The 15646-nt window shown below is 47.3% G+C and carries 11 protein-coding genes; 5 read left to right on the top strand and 6 right to left on the bottom strand.

What is annotated here, in order from left to right:
* Positions 1–12: 12 nt before the first annotated feature.
* The 4 genes from HHL16_RS18835 (at position 13) to HHL16_RS18820 (ending at position 7138) form a co-directional block, all read left to right on the top strand.
* On the top strand, positions 13–924 hold the full coding sequence (locus tag HHL16_RS18835; protein WP_169426893.1) for a DMT family transporter: 912 nt from the start codon (positions 13–15) through the stop codon (positions 922–924).
* A gap of 97 nt (positions 925–1021) precedes the next feature.
* Complete coding sequence (locus HHL16_RS18830) at positions 1022–1600, top strand: GNAT family N-acetyltransferase (protein WP_169426892.1); 579 nt, start codon at positions 1022–1024, stop codon at positions 1598–1600.
* Positions 1601–1690: 90 nt separating this feature from the next.
* Positions 1691–2617: a PD40 domain-containing protein gene (locus HHL16_RS18825; RefSeq protein ID WP_169426891.1), complete on the top strand. Its 927-nt coding sequence runs from the start codon at positions 1691–1693 to the stop codon at positions 2615–2617.
* Between the two features lie 261 nt (positions 2618–2878).
* Entirely contained in the window at positions 2879–7138 is a 4260-nt protein-coding gene (locus HHL16_RS18820; RefSeq protein WP_169426890.1) for an FG-GAP-like repeat-containing protein, read from the top strand.
* 124 nt (positions 7139–7262) lie between these two features.
* On the opposite strand, the gene HHL16_RS18815 is transcribed toward HHL16_RS18820, so the two are convergent.
* A complete protein-coding gene (locus HHL16_RS18815; RefSeq protein WP_169426889.1) occupies positions 7263–7646 on the bottom strand; it encodes a hypothetical protein in 384 nt (127 codons plus the stop codon).
* Positions 7647–7781: 135 nt separating this feature from the next.
* On the opposite strand from HHL16_RS18815, the gene HHL16_RS18810 reads away from it, so the two are divergent.
* Positions 7782–8795: an AraC family transcriptional regulator gene (locus tag HHL16_RS18810; protein ID WP_169426888.1), complete on the top strand. Its 1014-nt coding sequence runs from the start codon at positions 7782–7784 to the stop codon at positions 8793–8795.
* Between the two features lie 42 nt (positions 8796–8837).
* Here HHL16_RS18810 and HHL16_RS18805 read toward each other — a convergent pair whose 3' ends face one another.
* From HHL16_RS18805 to HHL16_RS18780, 5 genes are all read right to left on the bottom strand, one after another.
* A complete protein-coding gene (locus tag HHL16_RS18805; protein WP_169426887.1) occupies positions 8838–9416 on the bottom strand; it encodes a DUF4240 domain-containing protein in 579 nt (192 codons plus the stop codon).
* A 254-nt stretch (positions 9417–9670) separates the two neighbouring features.
* Positions 9671–11020 carry a hypothetical protein gene (locus tag HHL16_RS18795; RefSeq protein WP_169426886.1) on the bottom strand — a complete coding sequence of 450 codons (1350 nt, stop codon included), beginning with the start codon at positions 11018–11020 and terminating at the stop codon, positions 9671–9673.
* A gap of 1 nt (position 11021) precedes the next feature.
* Positions 11022–12362 carry a DNA mismatch repair protein gene (locus HHL16_RS18790; RefSeq protein ID WP_169426885.1) on the bottom strand — a complete coding sequence of 447 codons (1341 nt, stop codon included), beginning with the start codon at positions 12360–12362 and terminating at the stop codon, positions 11022–11024.
* 12 nt (positions 12363–12374) lie between these two features.
* Positions 12375–14675 carry a Gldg family protein gene (locus HHL16_RS18785; protein WP_169426884.1) on the bottom strand — a complete coding sequence of 767 codons (2301 nt, stop codon included), beginning with the start codon at positions 14673–14675 and terminating at the stop codon, positions 12375–12377.
* A gap of 29 nt (positions 14676–14704) precedes the next feature.
* Positions 14705–15625 (bottom strand): ABC transporter ATP-binding protein, encoded by a 921-nt coding sequence (locus HHL16_RS18780; RefSeq protein ID WP_169426883.1) that lies wholly within the window; start codon positions 15623–15625, stop codon positions 14705–14707.
* Between the last annotated feature and the right edge of the window lie 21 nt (positions 15626–15646).

Here is a 15646-nt window from a genome sequence, read left to right as displayed (position 1 = left end):
TGGTAACAACCTATGTCGTTACAAAACAACCCGAACAAACGCAGCCAGAGAACCATCGCCATTATCAGCATCCTCATTGTAGTATTGATCTGGGGAAGCGCCTTCACCGTAAGCAAAGTGGGTGTAACAGAATTGCCGCCATTATTTCTGGCATTTGCGAGAAATGCAGTAGCCTGCATTGTCTTATTGCCATTCTATCTCATAACAAGAAAAACAGCAAAAGCGCAGGATCCTGCGCCATTGCCATTGGGAAGATTGATTTTGCTGGCGCTCACTGGTGTAACATTCTTTTATAGTTTCTTCAATATTTCACTTACCTATACCGGAGCGGCAGCAGGCTCATTGATACAGGGTGTAATGCCCCTGCTCATTGCAGCGCCGGCAGCATTTATTCTGAAAGAAAAGTTCACTACAAAAATGATTGCGGGCATCATCATCTCTGTTGCAGGAGTGATAATGGTTGGCTTCATTGGTCAAACAGACGATAAGGGCAGTCTGCTCGGAAATTTTCTCATGGTAGGTTCCGTTGCCTGCTGGACCATCTACACGCTTCTTAGCAGACGCATCAATCAATACCATCCCGTTCCGGTAATATTTTTTGTAACGTTGCTCGGAACTGCTCTGCTTATTCCGGGAGTGATCTACGAAGGCTGGAACAAGCCACTGCCACAGATTTCAGAGAAAGGATGGACTGCCATCATTTACCTCGGCGTAATGTCTTCCGCTCTCTGCTACCTGCTCTACAACCATGCATTGAAATCGCTCACAGCAGCGCAGGCAGGCAATTTTCTCAACCTCGACCCGGTGATCGGATCAGTGATCGCACTTCTGTTTCTCCATGAGCCCTTTACCGCCCTGCAATTTGCAGGAGGCATACTTGTACTCATCGGAGTATGGTTAAGTTCTGCAAAGCATGAGGCCTGAATCAATTTAATGATATTAGTCAGTTATTCACATGAATTGATGAAAGGCATTCGGCTTTTTGCGGCTATTCGATAACTTCATTACATAATCAACATCCATGTTAAAAGCCGGCAAGCAGCATAAAGCAGCAGTGGTGGATATTCTCACTGGCTCCTTTCTCAATAACCGCAGTGTAAATTATGTAGTGAAGCAGGATGCAAAGAAAAATGAACGCATCCGCGATCTCATGGCCTATTCCTTCGACGTATGTTTTGCTTCAGGAGAAGTTTTCATGAGCGACTGCGGCCGCGGTTGTGCACTGGTGTTATATCCCGATAAAAAACGCACTACACTTCGCAGCATCGGATGGGACCTGAACCTTGCATTCAACGTACTCGGTATTTCAAGAACAGCCAAAGTAATGAGACGAGAAGGGCTGGTGAAGAAACATCATCCTTCCGCTGAAAGAATATTCTACCTCTGGTTCATTGGTGTGCATACCGGTAACCAGCATCAGGGCGTAGGCAAGAAACTGCTGCACGAGCTGATGGAATACAGCCGCACACAGAACCGCCCTGTCTATCTCGAAACCTCCACTCCGGTAAATGTTCCCTGGTACGAACAATTCGGCTTTGAAGTATATGCCGAAGAAGAACTGAGTTACCGGCTTTTCTTTCTCCGCAAAGAGTTGCTGTAAAAATCAATTTTGCCGGTTATGCAACGGCAGGTACAATTGTATTGTCAAAATCAAGGTTCAAACATTTTGCCATAAAACTGTTCATTAATCATGAGATCATTGTTGATTGCAGCACTTGCACTTACCATCATTTCCGGATGCAGCAAGAATGGGAAAAACCCCTGCCCTGTTTTGTATGACACTTCTCCCAACCGCTCGTTTACTACAGCCTATTTTGCTCCCGTATGGCATCCAAACGGAGAAGTAATTGGATTCAATTATGCACCTATTTCAGGCATAAAGAATGAAGAATGCAAAGGCCGCTACTACACTTACAAAGAAGATTCCCTGGGATTCTACACTATCAATAAAGATGGATCGGGTCTGAAACGGATCACCAAATACTTCCTGTTCGATCCGGCCTGGTCGCCCGATGGAAAAAGTCTCGTATTCTCCGATCACACCGGCATCATCCTTTTCCCATATAGCGCCTCCGGCTTCGATACAACACAAAAGAAAAGAGTTACTGCCAATGTATACGACAGACATCCTACCTGGACGCTCAACAGCGATTCAATTTATTACCACTCTTCTTCGGGTTCAACATCGTACAATCCTGTAATTGCTAAGGCTAAGATCGATGGAACCGGCAAATCGATTGTTCTGGCAGAACGTGGAGAGCAGCCATCTCTGGGATCAGATAATTTCATTTACTTCATAAACAGCGATTATCAGATCTGCAGAATAGACAGGGCAGGCGCCAATAAAGAAATTCTTACGCCTGAAAAAAATGTACAGAGAATATTTCCGGAGTTCTACAATGGAAAAGTGTATTATCATAGTGAGTACAAAATAAAAGTCCTCAACGGAGCAGAACTGACTAACAATGCCGGAGAATTCGCCATCTCTTCAAAAGGAGAAATTGTGTATACCAGATCTGAAATGATGATCGATGATTCGAAAAAACAAAACGGTGTTTTCTGGATCATGAATGCAGACGGCACCAACAATCGTCAATTGACATATAATAATTACTAGATTCCGATATACTTTTTTCTGGTTTTTCCGAAAAGGATATATGCTGTAAAGTGTATATCCTTTTTAATGTTTATGCGTTGAAACAAAGAGAGTTATATTGATGTATGTCATGATTTTTAAAATCGCCCTGTAGTACCGATACTACATATAAGTGCTTACGCGTTGTCGGTGCGCAGCATGCTGTTCTATGAATAACATGCACACCCTTTAAACCCTATATAGCCCCAACCGACAATGAGTAAAACTTTACGCTTTACCCAAATGGCACTGTTATGCGCAGCCGTAGCAAGTGTCTGGCACTACTTCCCTGGCCCTGCTGCAGCACCCGTTTCGTCCGGTGCATCATCATTTCAGCGAAATAATGCAACAACTGACAGTACAGTTTCAACTACGGTAATAGAAGCTGTTACAAATGATATACGCAGGCGCGAATATCATATCAGGTCAGATGAAAAAAAGCAGTTGTATCAGGCCTCCAACAGAGCCAATCGTTTCCGGACACAGTTCAGTGGAAACAAATACAGGCTTGGCAGCAGAGACAAAACAAACGACTGGCATTTGCAGCTCACCACCGAATCGGTGACGGCAGGCAATAAGTCGATTGTAACTGCCGATCAGCAACCAAAAGTTACTGCAGATAAAGAACAGCTCGATTTCGCATTCGCCGGATACACTGTTCAGTACATCAACAATGATGAAGGCGTAAGGCAGAACTTTATCATACACGAAGCACCCGACAATACAGGGTCAGTGGCCATCCGCCTGAAAACGGAAGGCATGCAGGCCGGTCAGCTGAACGACAGTGTGCTGATCTTCTCGCAAGACCAACACCAGTTTACTTATTCAGGGCTTCGCGCATGGGATGCAAACGGTCAGGCACTGACATCGTCCCTTAAGCTGATCAACAATACAATCGAACTCACAACAGATACGCGCAATGCGGTGTTCCCGGTAACCATCGACCCCATCATTGCTGCCGGCAACCCCACCAATGCCAATACACTGCTCGAATCCAATCAGAACAATGCTTCGCTCGGATACAGTGTTTCCGGAGCAGGTGATCTCAATGGCGATGGTTATGGCGATGTGGTGATCGGAGTAAGAAACTACGACGATGTAGAAACAGACGAAGGCGCAGCATTCGTCTACTACGGATCTGCCAACGGCATCAATGCAGCCTCTCTCGCAATACTTCAGGTTAACAAAACTGGCGCATCATTCGGCCACAGCGTTGCCTTTGCAGGCGATGTAAATGCAGATGGATTCGGAGACATCATCGTAGGCGCTCCCAATTACTGGACAACAAGTGCCGCCGTAAATCCCGGTGCTGCCTTCATCTATCTCGGAAGCGCAACAGGCATCAGTACAACACCTGCCAGAACGCTTACCGGTCCATACAGCGGATGTACATTCGGAACCTCAGTATCCGGAGCGGGGGATGTAAACGGCGACGGATTCAGCGATGTGATCGTGGGTGCTCCCAACTACAACAACGGGCATGTAAACGAAGGTGCCATAATGGTATATCATGGAAGCAGTACGGGCATACCAGCTGCAGCCACCACAACCATCGAATTGAACAGAACCAATTCCTTATTCGGTTCCAGCGTTGCCAATGCAGGCGATGTTAATGGAGACGGATACAGCGATATCATTGTTGGCGCCCCAACAGCTTCCTACGGTGAAACCGGTGAAGGTGCATTCTATATTTACCGCGGTTCTTCCACAGGCATAGGAACTGCATCATTCTTCAGAGGCGAAAGTGATCAGAACAATGCCCAGATGGGAGCCTCAGTTGCCGGCGCAGGTGATATCAATGGAGACGGATACAGCGACTTCATAGTTGGTGTTCCGCAGTATGATTATTACCAGGTCAATGATGGTCGTGTGTACATCTATTTTGGAGGTACAGGTACCCCCGCAATGATCAGCAATATTGAACTCAATTCCAACGGAGCCAATCTGGGCGCCAGCGTTGCCACGGCAGGAGATGTAAATGGAGATGGATTCAGTGATGTGCTTATCTCTGCTCCCAACCACACCAATGGACAAACGAGAGAAGGCGTAAGCTGGGTCTACCACGGAGGTGCAGGCAACAGTTTTGATGAAACTCCAGACGCAATCATTGAATCCAATCTCGCCAACTCCCGTTTGGGTAATGCTGTTAAAGGCATCGGTGATGTAAATGGAGACGGTTACAGCGATATTATGGTCGGTTCTTCCGCCTACACAAAAGGACAAACAGGTGAAGGCATCGCACTCATTTATCATGGGTCTGCATCCAGCATTGCAAATAATTACTCTACCATCGCTACCGGCTCAGACAACGATGCTGAGTACGGCGTTTCGGTTGCATCAGCTGGAGACATTAACGGAGATGGATACAACGATGTGGTTGTAGGCGCTCCCGGCTATGACTTTGGTGCAGGACAAACCGACGAAGGCGCAGTATTCGTGTACCTTGGCTCAGCAGCTGGCATGGTAAATTCCTCCGCTTACGTTCTCGAAGCCAACAAAGCCAACACAGGACTTGGCATCAGTGTTGCTTCCGGAGGAGATATCAATGGAGATGGATTCAGCGACATCATCGCGGGTGCAAGCCGTTACGATAACAGCGGTCTCACAGACAGAGGCGCAATATATGTGTGGTACGGTGCTACCGGGGGGCTTTCTTCCACTACTGCGGTAATCATCCAGGGCGTACAGGCCGGAGCTCAGCTGGGACACAGTGTATCATCAGCCGGCGATGTAAACGGGGATGGATACAGCGATGTTATTGCAGGAGCTCCTGCAGCATCCTACGGCGAAGCAGCAGAAGGCTCTGTTTTCATCTATCATGGATCTGCAACAGGCCTCACCGCTACTCCCACTACTCACCTTCAACCCAATCAGGCAGCCGCTGAATTCGGTTATGCCGTATCGGGAGCAGGTGATCTCAATGGCGACGGTTATTCAGATATAGTGATCGGTGCCCCCAGTTACGACGGCCCAACCTATACCAACGGCGCAGCATTTGTATATTATGGTGCAGCCGCTGGAATAAACGGCTCAACCACTGCCCGGTTATATTCAGACAGAAACAATTCACACCTCGGTTCGGCCGTTGCCGGAGCAGGGGATGTAAATGGAGATGGTTTCAGCGATCTCATTCTTGGCGCCGAGCAATACAATAATGGCAATACATATGAAGGAAGAATACAAATCCATCACGGGGCTGCTTCCGGAATCACTACTACTCCCAGCTTCTCCTACGAAAGCAATTCAATTGACGCGATGCTCGGATGCTCTGTTGCAGGTGCAGGCGATCTGAATGGAGATGGATATGCAGATATCGTAGCAGGTGCATGGCAATACGAAAACAACGATTACGAAGATGGCGCCATTTACATTTTCAGTGGTTCCCCTTCGGGCATTTCTGCCACATCACTCAGATTAATTGCCGATGATAATGAAGCGCGATTCGGATGGGGTGTAGGCAGTGCAGGCGATGTAAACGGAGATGGTATCAGCGATCTTGTTGCCGGCTCGCCCAGGTATGGCGGCGGAGATTATGGCGCCATACAGGTCTATTTCGGAAACTCCATTGATGGCGAAAGAAACAATATCCGGTTGTACAACACCGGCACTACCACGCCCATTCAACGTTCCAATATCATTCAATCTGATTTCTCCGCAGGCCTCTTCGCAGCAAGCTTTGAGGGAAATACAAAAGGAAAAATGGTATGGGAAACCAGAGCCAAAGGTCTTGCTTTCAGCTCAGGCACCAATATCACCAACAGTGTGCATTCAACCGGCATTCAGGCAGCATACACCACCCTAGGCATTAACGGAACCGAGCTTCGTCAGGTGATCGCCAAAACCGGATTCAGAACAAAACTGAGAGCAAGGATTGCCTACGATCCTGTAAGTTCCATTACCGGACAACGTTTCAGTCCATGGGTGTATCCGCAGGATGCTATCGGTGCAAGAGATATGGGCTCTGCCCCTCTGCCGGTAAGCTGGCTCTCCTTCACCGCCACTGTAACACCTGCGAAGAAAGTATGGCTTCAATGGAAAACAGCCGGCGAACTCAACTCCGATCATTATGTAGTTGAAAGATCGGCCAGCAGATCGGTATGGGAATCCATCGGCACCGTGAAAGCCGCTGGCAGCGCCAGTTCGGTCACCTCTTATGAATTCACCGACCAGCATCCGCTGAATGGAGTTTCTTACTACAGACTCAAACAGATCGATAAAGATGGTACGCCCAATCAAAGCGTAATCAGGTCTGTGAATATCGATGAGGATCATACAGCATTGAGCTGCTACCCTAACCCAGCTACCACTGAGCTGAAAGTGAATGCAGGTAAAGATGAAATAAATCAGCTGCAGCTCTTTTCACAGAACGGATTGAATATTACATCACAGGTAAGCATCCGCATCATCAATGCACAGCAGGCAAGCATCAACATCAGCAGACTTACTCCCGGCATCTATTTGCTGAAAGCCGGCACACAAAGCATTACTATTGTAAAGAGATAAGAACTTAAACCAACAGCCCTTAAACAACGGAGGCCGTTCCATCTGGAGCGGCCTTTTATTTATGCTGCTTGTTGTACACAGGCAGCCAGTATTAATTCTTTAAGGAGGGTATCAGGGCTTTGAATTATACAGCAGCATTTACCGTTTTGCTTCCTTTGAATTGAAGCAGTGCCATCAGCGCAACCCATGCTGCCACTGCAACGATCAGAACGATACCGATAGTGCTTACTACGCCGGCCAGCAGCATGGCGGCAATGATGCTTCCGATCACCCACAGTATATCGAGTGTGGTAACAATCGTTACAGACCTGATGCTGATGGGTTTTCTCGTTGCAACTATTAATACGAATGCGGCAAAGAGTATTAGAAATACACCTACTTCAAAGAAGGGGACAGTATTGTTTACACCAAATATTCCGGCTACCATTCCGGGCATTGCTGCCAGAAGAATACCAGTGAATCCGGAACTGATTGCATTTACTAACAGGGTTGTTTTTAATGGTAACATATGTTTTAATTTTCAACAAAGCTACTATGCCGGATGCGCCAGCAGGGAGCCATAACACGCCAGAGATTTGCCAATTTGCGCCATCCTGTTGGCGTACATATTTCCCCTTTCTATCTTTGAATAAATATTAAAGCGATGGAAAATTTTCAGCGAAGGTTTCTGCTTGCTCTACTAGGCTACGCCGTTCAGCGCGAAGTTGACGGTAAAAGGCTCTGCGAATTATCGGGCATCGACCTCAGAGAGTTGCAGCAAAATCAGGCCATCCGATACGATGCTCCTGTAATCAACAGCCTTTGGAAAAATGCCATGCATCTCACCAACGATCCTTTGTTCGGATTGCATTTCGGCGAATCCATGCAACTCGCCGCACTCGGCATCATCGGACAGATCGTGCAAACCAGCAACACCGTTGAAGACGCAATCAACAATGCCGGCGCCATGACGCCGCTGATCACAGACATCTTTCAAATGAAACTCGAAAGAGGCAAATCATATTTCTCTCTCCACTTTCTGTACGATCCTCAAAAAGCAGCCGCATTTCCATTTTCGTTCAGAGGAATGGCAGACTACCTCACCGTAATTGTAGTGCATGAACTCGATGGATTGCTGCTGCAACGCATCGCCCCCGTATCCGTACATCTTCCCTACTCCACTGCAGGTATTCCCGAATACGAACGCATACTCCGCTGCCCTGTCCGTAAATCGAAGAGTGAAATATCGGTAGAGCTGCACAACCGATATCTTACAGAACCCATACTCACAGCCAATTACGCCATGCAGCAGCATTTGCTGCAGCAGATCAGCGTAACCATCCGCGGAACAGATTCGGACAGCAGCCTGCATACACGCATTTACAATTACCTGCTCACCAATTCTTATCTGCAACTGGTTTCGCAGGACTCCGTAGCGGCCAATTTCAATATCAGCACCAGAAGCCTGCAAAGAAAATTAAAGGAAGAAGGCATTACCTATCTGGAAATTGTAGAAGAGGTAAGAAAAACGCTGGCCATCAGTTACCTCAGCGATCATCAGTATCAGATAAAGGAAGTAGCGCATATTCTCGGCTACAATGAACTGAGCGCATTTACCAGGGCATTCAAAAGATGGACGGGTATCAATCCCGCAGAATATGGAAAGCGAAAAAAGTAGAGAAGCATCGGCTGAGTAATTCAGCGGATGCTTCGGTTTAGATCAGTGCTCAAAAAATTGTTCGCGGGCGGCAAACAGGGCAGGACAAATAGCTTTCATCGAAGCAGGATCATCTTCTTCCCAGTTGAAATCGATATCAACATAACCTTCGGTTTTATCTCTCAACCGGTCGTCGAGATGCGAGTAGATGGACTTTCCGGTTTTTCTCTCAAACGCATATACGCCTACGTATCCGAATGACTCAAATTCGTATCCATCTTCCTCCGCCTCATCGGAGATATAATCAACCAGTCTGTCAGGCTTTTCAAGAACCGTGTAGAAAGCCAGCTTACCGCGGGAGATCAGCCAGCATCTGAAATATTCGAACTCATCGTCAGGACATCCACCTCTGTTGATATACGCCGCGCACCACAATTCCGACAAATATGAACGAACCATCAGCGAATCCGTTCTCAGGTGAAATCCTATGATCTCCTGTGGGTTCAATACTTTAAGGCGGGCAATCAGATACTCTTCCTGTTCAGATTGTGAGGAGGTTTCTTTGAGCGAATCGTGAATGAGCTGCCAGTATATTTGCTCATCCATCATTTGTCCAGATTTCTCCAAGGCATCGAGGTTCATAAAATCGAATTGTAATTGTATCATTTTCTAACGGCCGGCAATGATACAAAATGATTGCGGAGAATACAATAACGTTCAACTTATCTTTCAATTGTTCGTGCGTTGCCTGCAAAGGAGAAGCATAGATCTCTTTTCGTTTGTCGGGAGCCACATAGTTATCCCAGAATCAGAACATCATGCCCCCTTAGTGATCGCCATCCGGCTTTCTTTCTCCGGATGATAACGGGGAATCACCCGGATCACTTGTTGTTATATCAAACAATCGCAGCTCTTTTTTGTCTGATGATATCAATAATATGTTCGTTGCTGATGATCATCATGCCATGCTTGTCTGCAGAAATGCCCTGCTGCAACTGATAAGTATACCGCGGCACCTGGCCTTCCATAATAGTTGGGAAATACAGGAACTGCATATTGGTACAACGCTCCTGCAATGTATGTCCGGCTTCAACAATATGCGTACTCACTATAAACGAACAGTTGCGGTTCTCTCCGAATGCTTCTGTAACCGCTACCGTGGCATCATAGGCATCCTTCACATTCGTTCCCTTGAACAGCTCATCAAAAATGATCAGCAGGTTCTTTCCAAGGCTCACCTCTTCCGCCACTCGTTTCACCCGCAGCACTTCTGCATAGAAATGACTGTATCCCATATCGAGGTTATCACTCACATTGATAGAAGTATACATGCCATCCAGCACAGAGAATTCCATTCTTTCGGCCGCCACGGGAAATCCCATATGCGCCAGATAAACAGCTACCCCCACTGATTTCATGAAAGTGGACTTACCCGCCATATTCGCTCCCGTCAGAAACACCAGATTCTGATGATGATGGAGCTGCACACTATTGGCCACCGCTCCGGGCACCTGTGGATGCGCCAGTTTAATAATGTCGATTTTGTTTGCTCCCTCCGTAAAAGGCAATGCCTTTGCATAAGTAAAATTCCGGCTTGCAGCAAGGCGGCTCACTGCTATGTACACGTCTGCTTCATACAGTATTTCAAGTATGCGCTGCAATGCAGATCTGCAACTCACCCGCAAAAGATGATCATAGCGTATCAAAGAGGAGAGCGGCATAGAAGCTCCACTCTCCTGCTCCATCAGTCTGCTGAAACCTTCGGTGTTCAGCAATCCAATCACTTCCCCGATCACCGGCTGCCATGGAGAATGCTCCGGTTGTTTATTCAGTGAAATAAAAAATGCATTCACCTTTTGAAGCAATTGTTGTACAGACAGCATGCCTGTACGGATCAGCTCAAACTCCTGATCCGATGCAATCAGCTTCATCAGTTTCTTCTGAACCAGTTTCATGGCTGTACCCGGTAAAGAGTTGGCAGAGGCCATACCCAGATACTGTTCTGTTTCTTCACACAATTCTTTTGTTACGGGAAATTCTGCACGCAGTTGCTGAAACCAACTGAACGTTGCAGCTCTGGCATTGATGGCCGCTGCATCCTGCAACGGTTGCTGAAACATGCCACTCAGCACCTGCGCTCCGCCACGCGTACGGGTATTATCGAACAGATTTAAGATGGAACTTCCTTTGTACTTGCCCAACAGGTCGAGATCGTCCAGCGTTTGTTTATCTGTTGTAAAACTCATATCAGGAAGTTTGTAAGGGTTTGCGGCTTCTGAGAATGCCGATAATGTTTTCATTGCCGATGATCATCATACCATGCCTGTCGTTGGTAATGCCATCTGTAAGGCGATACGTGTATTCCGGCATGCTTCCTTTCATTACGGTAGGAAAATACACGAAATGGATATTGCTGCATTTTCCTTTCAGCACTTCGCCGGCTTCGATGATATGCGTGGAAAGAATGAATGTGCAATCCTTTCTCTCCGCAAATGCTTCCGTAACCGCGAGGGTGGCATCATAGGCATCCTTCACATTGGTGCCCCGGAAAAGCTCATCAAAGATGATCACCAGTCTGGGTGTTCTCGCAGACTGCTCCGCTACCTTCTTCAGCCGCAGCACTTCGGAATAGAAATGACTGTACCCCATGTTCAGGTTATCTGCCAGATTGATGGTGGTGAACAATCCCTGCTGCACAGCAAACTCCATCGAAGCCGCCGGCACAGGAAACCCCATATGTGCCAGAAATATGGTGATGCCAAGGGTTTTCATGAATGTACTTTTCCCGGCCATATTGGCGCCGGTAAGAAAGATCACATTGCTGCTGCCATCGATGGTGAGGGAATTGGCCACCGGTGAACCCAATGCCGGATGATACATTTTTTCAATACGGATGAAATTCTCTTCGGTGTCCACTGCCTTTGCAAATGCAAATTCTTTTGCTGTGGCCACTCTGGCTATGGAAATGAAAACATCAAGATGATAGATATGATGCAGCAGCTTCTTCAGTTTCTCACGGGCTGCAAAGCGAAAGATTCTGTCATACGATGCGAGTTTCGCAAAGGCAATCTTCTTCGCATCCTGTTCTTCATGCACCCATTCAAATTGCGGATCTGTCAGCACCTGCTGAATATCAGCGGTCTCTTCCTCCCAGATGCCGGAGCTGGCTATACCGGAACTTTGCATGAATGCCGCCATCCTGCTGAACACTTCAATGCCCGCCAGTACGCCCTTCTGCAATTGCTCAAAAGCCGTATCGGCACCTACCATATTCTTTAACCTGCGCTGAAGATTGTCCTCTTCTGTAGCCAGCTTTGAACGCTCATCCGTATTTTCCAGATAATGCTCCAGCGTATCGAAACATTCATTTCTGAATGGGAACACTATCTGTTGCTGCTGAAAATATTGTATGGTACGGCTTCTTCGGTTGATCACCTGCACATCGGACACAGGATATCTGAACATCTCCTCCAGTATCTGCGCGCCGCCACGGGTCTGCGTTTCATTGAACAGATTGTATACGGCAGCTTTCTGCTTTCCGAATATGTTCAGATCATCCAGTGTTTGTTTATCAAGTATGAAATTCATAACAATGCTTGTTTATCTTCCTCTTCTTCTGATCCAGAGTATCAGGCATGCCAGTACCATCAGGCCGGGCATTACCCATACCAGCACAATTTTGGTGGTTGACATACTGCTTTTATCCAGACTCACTGCATCATCCGAAAATTCAGGCCTGCGAATATCGATCGGCAATTCGTTGTCGGACATCCAGTAGAACGATCCGGTGATCAGGGCAAAATTTGCGGCAGGTATATTCTGTCTGCTGATACTGATCTCTCCGTTGCTGATGCAATCCGCATCGCCCATCACAACGATCTTCTGTGTTTTGTTCCCTACTTTTCTGCTCAAAGCAAGCACGGTGGGATACGCGCGCTGCACTTCTCCTTTGGCAGTATTCAGCCTCACGGTGTCGTCTACAAAGTCTGTAGTCTCCATTTCATTCCAGCTCAGGGAGTCCGACGTAAAAAGAGGTGTTACTTCGTATCCCTTGTCTGTACTGTATTCCAGGCCAACAGCTCCTGGCATGGTAACTACGGTTTTACGTTTGTACAATTCTTTCATCACATACATCAGGTCGCCGGCTGCTTTGGTGGGCTTTGAAATAATGAAGTCAGGTAAATTGGCCTTGCCGGTATTCACCAGCTGCCCCGGCACAAAGCGAACGCCTAACGGCGCTATCAGTTCATCCATGGCTGCCTGCCTGCGAGTGTCGCCGGCGATCATCAGGTTACCTCCACGGTTGATGTACTCATCCAGGTTTTGTTTCTCGGCTGCACTGAGTGCCACTTTCATATCTGCCACCACCAGTATGTTCACATCGGCAGGTACGGGTTTATCGAGGCTCACATCTGTGGCATCGAAGCCCTGGTTCACCAGTGAATAACGGAAGGGTTTGTCCTGCGCAAAACGATTGTAATTGCGGTCGCCCTCCAGTTTATTGCTGCGCTCTCCGTGCCCGAACAGAAAACCTACTTTCGGCAGCTTTTCCATCGTGAGGCGCTTCAATGCAGCGGTGATCTCAGATTCAGCGGGGAATACCATCGGATCATCAAAGATGCGAAGGAAGGTTTGCTCTCCACTGCCCCTTTTGATGGAGCGTACGAACTTGTTGCCTTCGGGAGAAAGGTCGATCTGCTTACGCACTTCATCCGGACCAATCACCAAACTCTCCTTCATGTCATATTGCTCCAGTATCTTCTTCACACGTTCTTTGCTGGTTAGTCCCGGAAATCTTTTCTCCAGACTTGCATTCTTCAGCGTATCGTAGTAGTAAACATATTTCAGTTTGGTCTCCGGCTTGAAACGCGTGTATTGCCTGAACCTGGTCATATCAGCTATCACTGCTTTCGGATAAGCGATATAGAGATTGTAATCATCCAGCACATTCACGTAGGTAGTGATGGTAAGATCTCCCTTCAGCTTTTTGATCACTTCCTGACTGTTGGGAGTAAGCGTATTCATTTTGGTGGCAGTAGCATCATGGAAGAACATCATCATAGGGCGTGAAGTGATATAACCCGCCAGCAATGCAGCGCTGATCACACCGGCATATTTTCCCAGAGAAGCCGTCCAGCGGCTCTTCTGGCGATTTGCATTCAGTCTGATGATACTGAGCGAAAGAAACAGCAGCATCACAATAATGAAATAGAAGAAGTCTTCACTGGTGAACATGCCAAGTATGAACCATCCCGCGCGACCACCGATAGTAAGCCAGTAAGTGATGTCCCTTACAAATTCGATATCCTGCCACAATCCGCCGATATAGTTCAGTCCTGCCAGTACCGCCAGGGTTCCGATAGCCGCCACTACCTGATAAGAAGTAAGACTGCTCATGAACAGGCCGATCGCTGCATAGGCACAGATGAGCAGAAAGATACCCAGCACGCCCATCAGCGTAGCTCCTATTTCAAAATTGTGTACCACCTTCCAACTGAATAATACATACACCAGCAATATGCCAATCAGCAGTAATGCATACACTACCATAGAAAGGAATTTGCCCAGAATGATACTTGCATTGCTGATAGGAGATGAATACAATAATTTAATGGACCCGCTGTTGAACTCCCTGCTCATCAGCCCCATTGTAAGCAAAGGAATATAGAGATAGAGATAGTTGAGTACATTGAAGAAGAGGCCGTTCATCTGATTGGCGAACAGATCAAGTGAGAGGCCGCCGGTTTTGTATCCCTGTGCAAAATACCGCTGCCACGATTCCAGTTGTGCGGTATATCCCATGCTGCACTGGAAGGTAAAAATGATGATGATCAGCCAGGCCACAGGCGAAAAGAAAAGCGTCTGCAGCTCAGCGCGTGCTATATTGAGAATGGTTTTCATTGTAATGCCAGTTTATTCCGGTTTAGGTTCTATTTTTTACTCAGCTCTGCGAAAATTTCATCGAGGCTGCTCTTTTCTGCGAATATTTCAGTGAGCCTCCAGCCTCTTGCAACGCTGGTTTCCACTATTCTTTCTTTCACATCCATGGCATCGGAAAACTTCAGCCTGTACCGGGGTCCGCCAAGCGATTCCACACCAGATACTCCCGGTATGGCACGCAGCTCTTCCACAGCAGGCATGGCTGTTAATGATACGATCAGTGAATTGGGAACAATGTAATTGTCAAAATCATCTACAGTACCGGCAAATACCACGCGGCCCTGTTCAATCATGCGGATATGATCGCAGGTGGCCTGCACCTCTGAGAGAATATGGGTGGAAAGGATCACGGTACGTTCTTCCCCGATCTCTTTCACCAGTCTTCTGATCTCAATGATCTGATTGGGGTCGAGGCCATTGGTTGGTTCATCCAGTACCACAAATTCAGGATTGTGGATGATGGCCTGTGCAATGCCCACCCGTTGCTGATAACCACCGGACAAGTTGCGGATCAGTCTTTTTTTGAAGTGTGAGATAGCACAGCGATCCATCACTGCATCCACTGCCTTTGCAATCTCTGGCACGGGAATGAAGCGAAGCCTGGCACAATACCTCAGGTACTCCTCCACGGTGAGATCCACATGCAGCGGCGGTTTCTGCGGAAGAAAACCAATATGCCGCTTCGCTTCCACCGGATTATTCCGCATGCTGATGCCCTTGATGAAAACATCACCTTCGGTTTGTTTCAATACGCCACACATGATATTCATGGTGGTGGATTTACCTGCTCCGTTTGATCCCAGCAGACCATAGATGCCGTTTTTGCTGATCTCAAAGTTGATATCGCGTATCGCCCACTGTACACTGTAGCGGTGCGATAATTTTTCTACTTTCACTATCGGGCCTTCCATAATCTTATGCTGCTCTTTTAG

This window comes from Pseudoflavitalea sp. G-6-1-2 (genome assembly GCF_012927185.1).
GTDB lineage: Bacteria > Bacteroidota > Bacteroidia > Chitinophagales > Chitinophagaceae > Pseudobacter.
The sequence above is the reverse complement of the archived record's forward strand: the minus strand, read 5'-3'. Positions and strand labels throughout refer to the sequence as shown.

Coding starts and splice junctions, on each gene's coding strand:
- HHL16_RS18835 (WP_169426893.1), top strand. CDS start 13: ATGTCGTTACAAAACAACCCGAACAAACGCAGCCAGAGAACCATCGCC.
- HHL16_RS18830 (WP_169426892.1), top strand. CDS start 1,022: ATGTTAAAAGCCGGCAAGCAGCATAAAGCAGCAGTGGTGGATATTCTC.
- HHL16_RS18825 (WP_169426891.1), top strand. CDS start 1,691: ATGAGATCATTGTTGATTGCAGCACTTGCACTTACCATCATTTCCGGA.
- HHL16_RS18820 (WP_169426890.1), top strand. CDS start 2,879: ATGGCACTGTTATGCGCAGCCGTAGCAAGTGTCTGGCACTACTTCCCT.
- HHL16_RS18815 (WP_169426889.1), bottom strand. CDS start 7,646: ATGTTACCATTAAAAACAACCCTGTTAGTAAATGCAATCAGTTCCGGA.
- HHL16_RS18810 (WP_169426888.1), top strand. CDS start 7,782: ATGGAAAATTTTCAGCGAAGGTTTCTGCTTGCTCTACTAGGCTACGCC.
- HHL16_RS18805 (WP_169426887.1), bottom strand. CDS start 9,416: ATGAACCTCGATGCCTTGGAGAAATCTGGACAAATGATGGATGAGCAA.
- HHL16_RS18795 (WP_169426886.1), bottom strand. CDS start 11,020: ATGAGTTTTACAACAGATAAACAAACGCTGGACGATCTCGACCTGTTG.
- HHL16_RS18790 (WP_169426885.1), bottom strand. CDS start 12,362: ATGAATTTCATACTTGATAAACAAACACTGGATGATCTGAACATATTC.
- HHL16_RS18785 (WP_169426884.1), bottom strand. CDS start 14,675: ATGAAAACCATTCTCAATATAGCACGCGCTGAGCTGCAGACGCTTTTC.
- HHL16_RS18780 (WP_169426883.1), bottom strand. CDS start 15,625: ATGGAAGGCCCGATAGTGAAAGTAGAAAAATTATCGCACCGCTACAGT.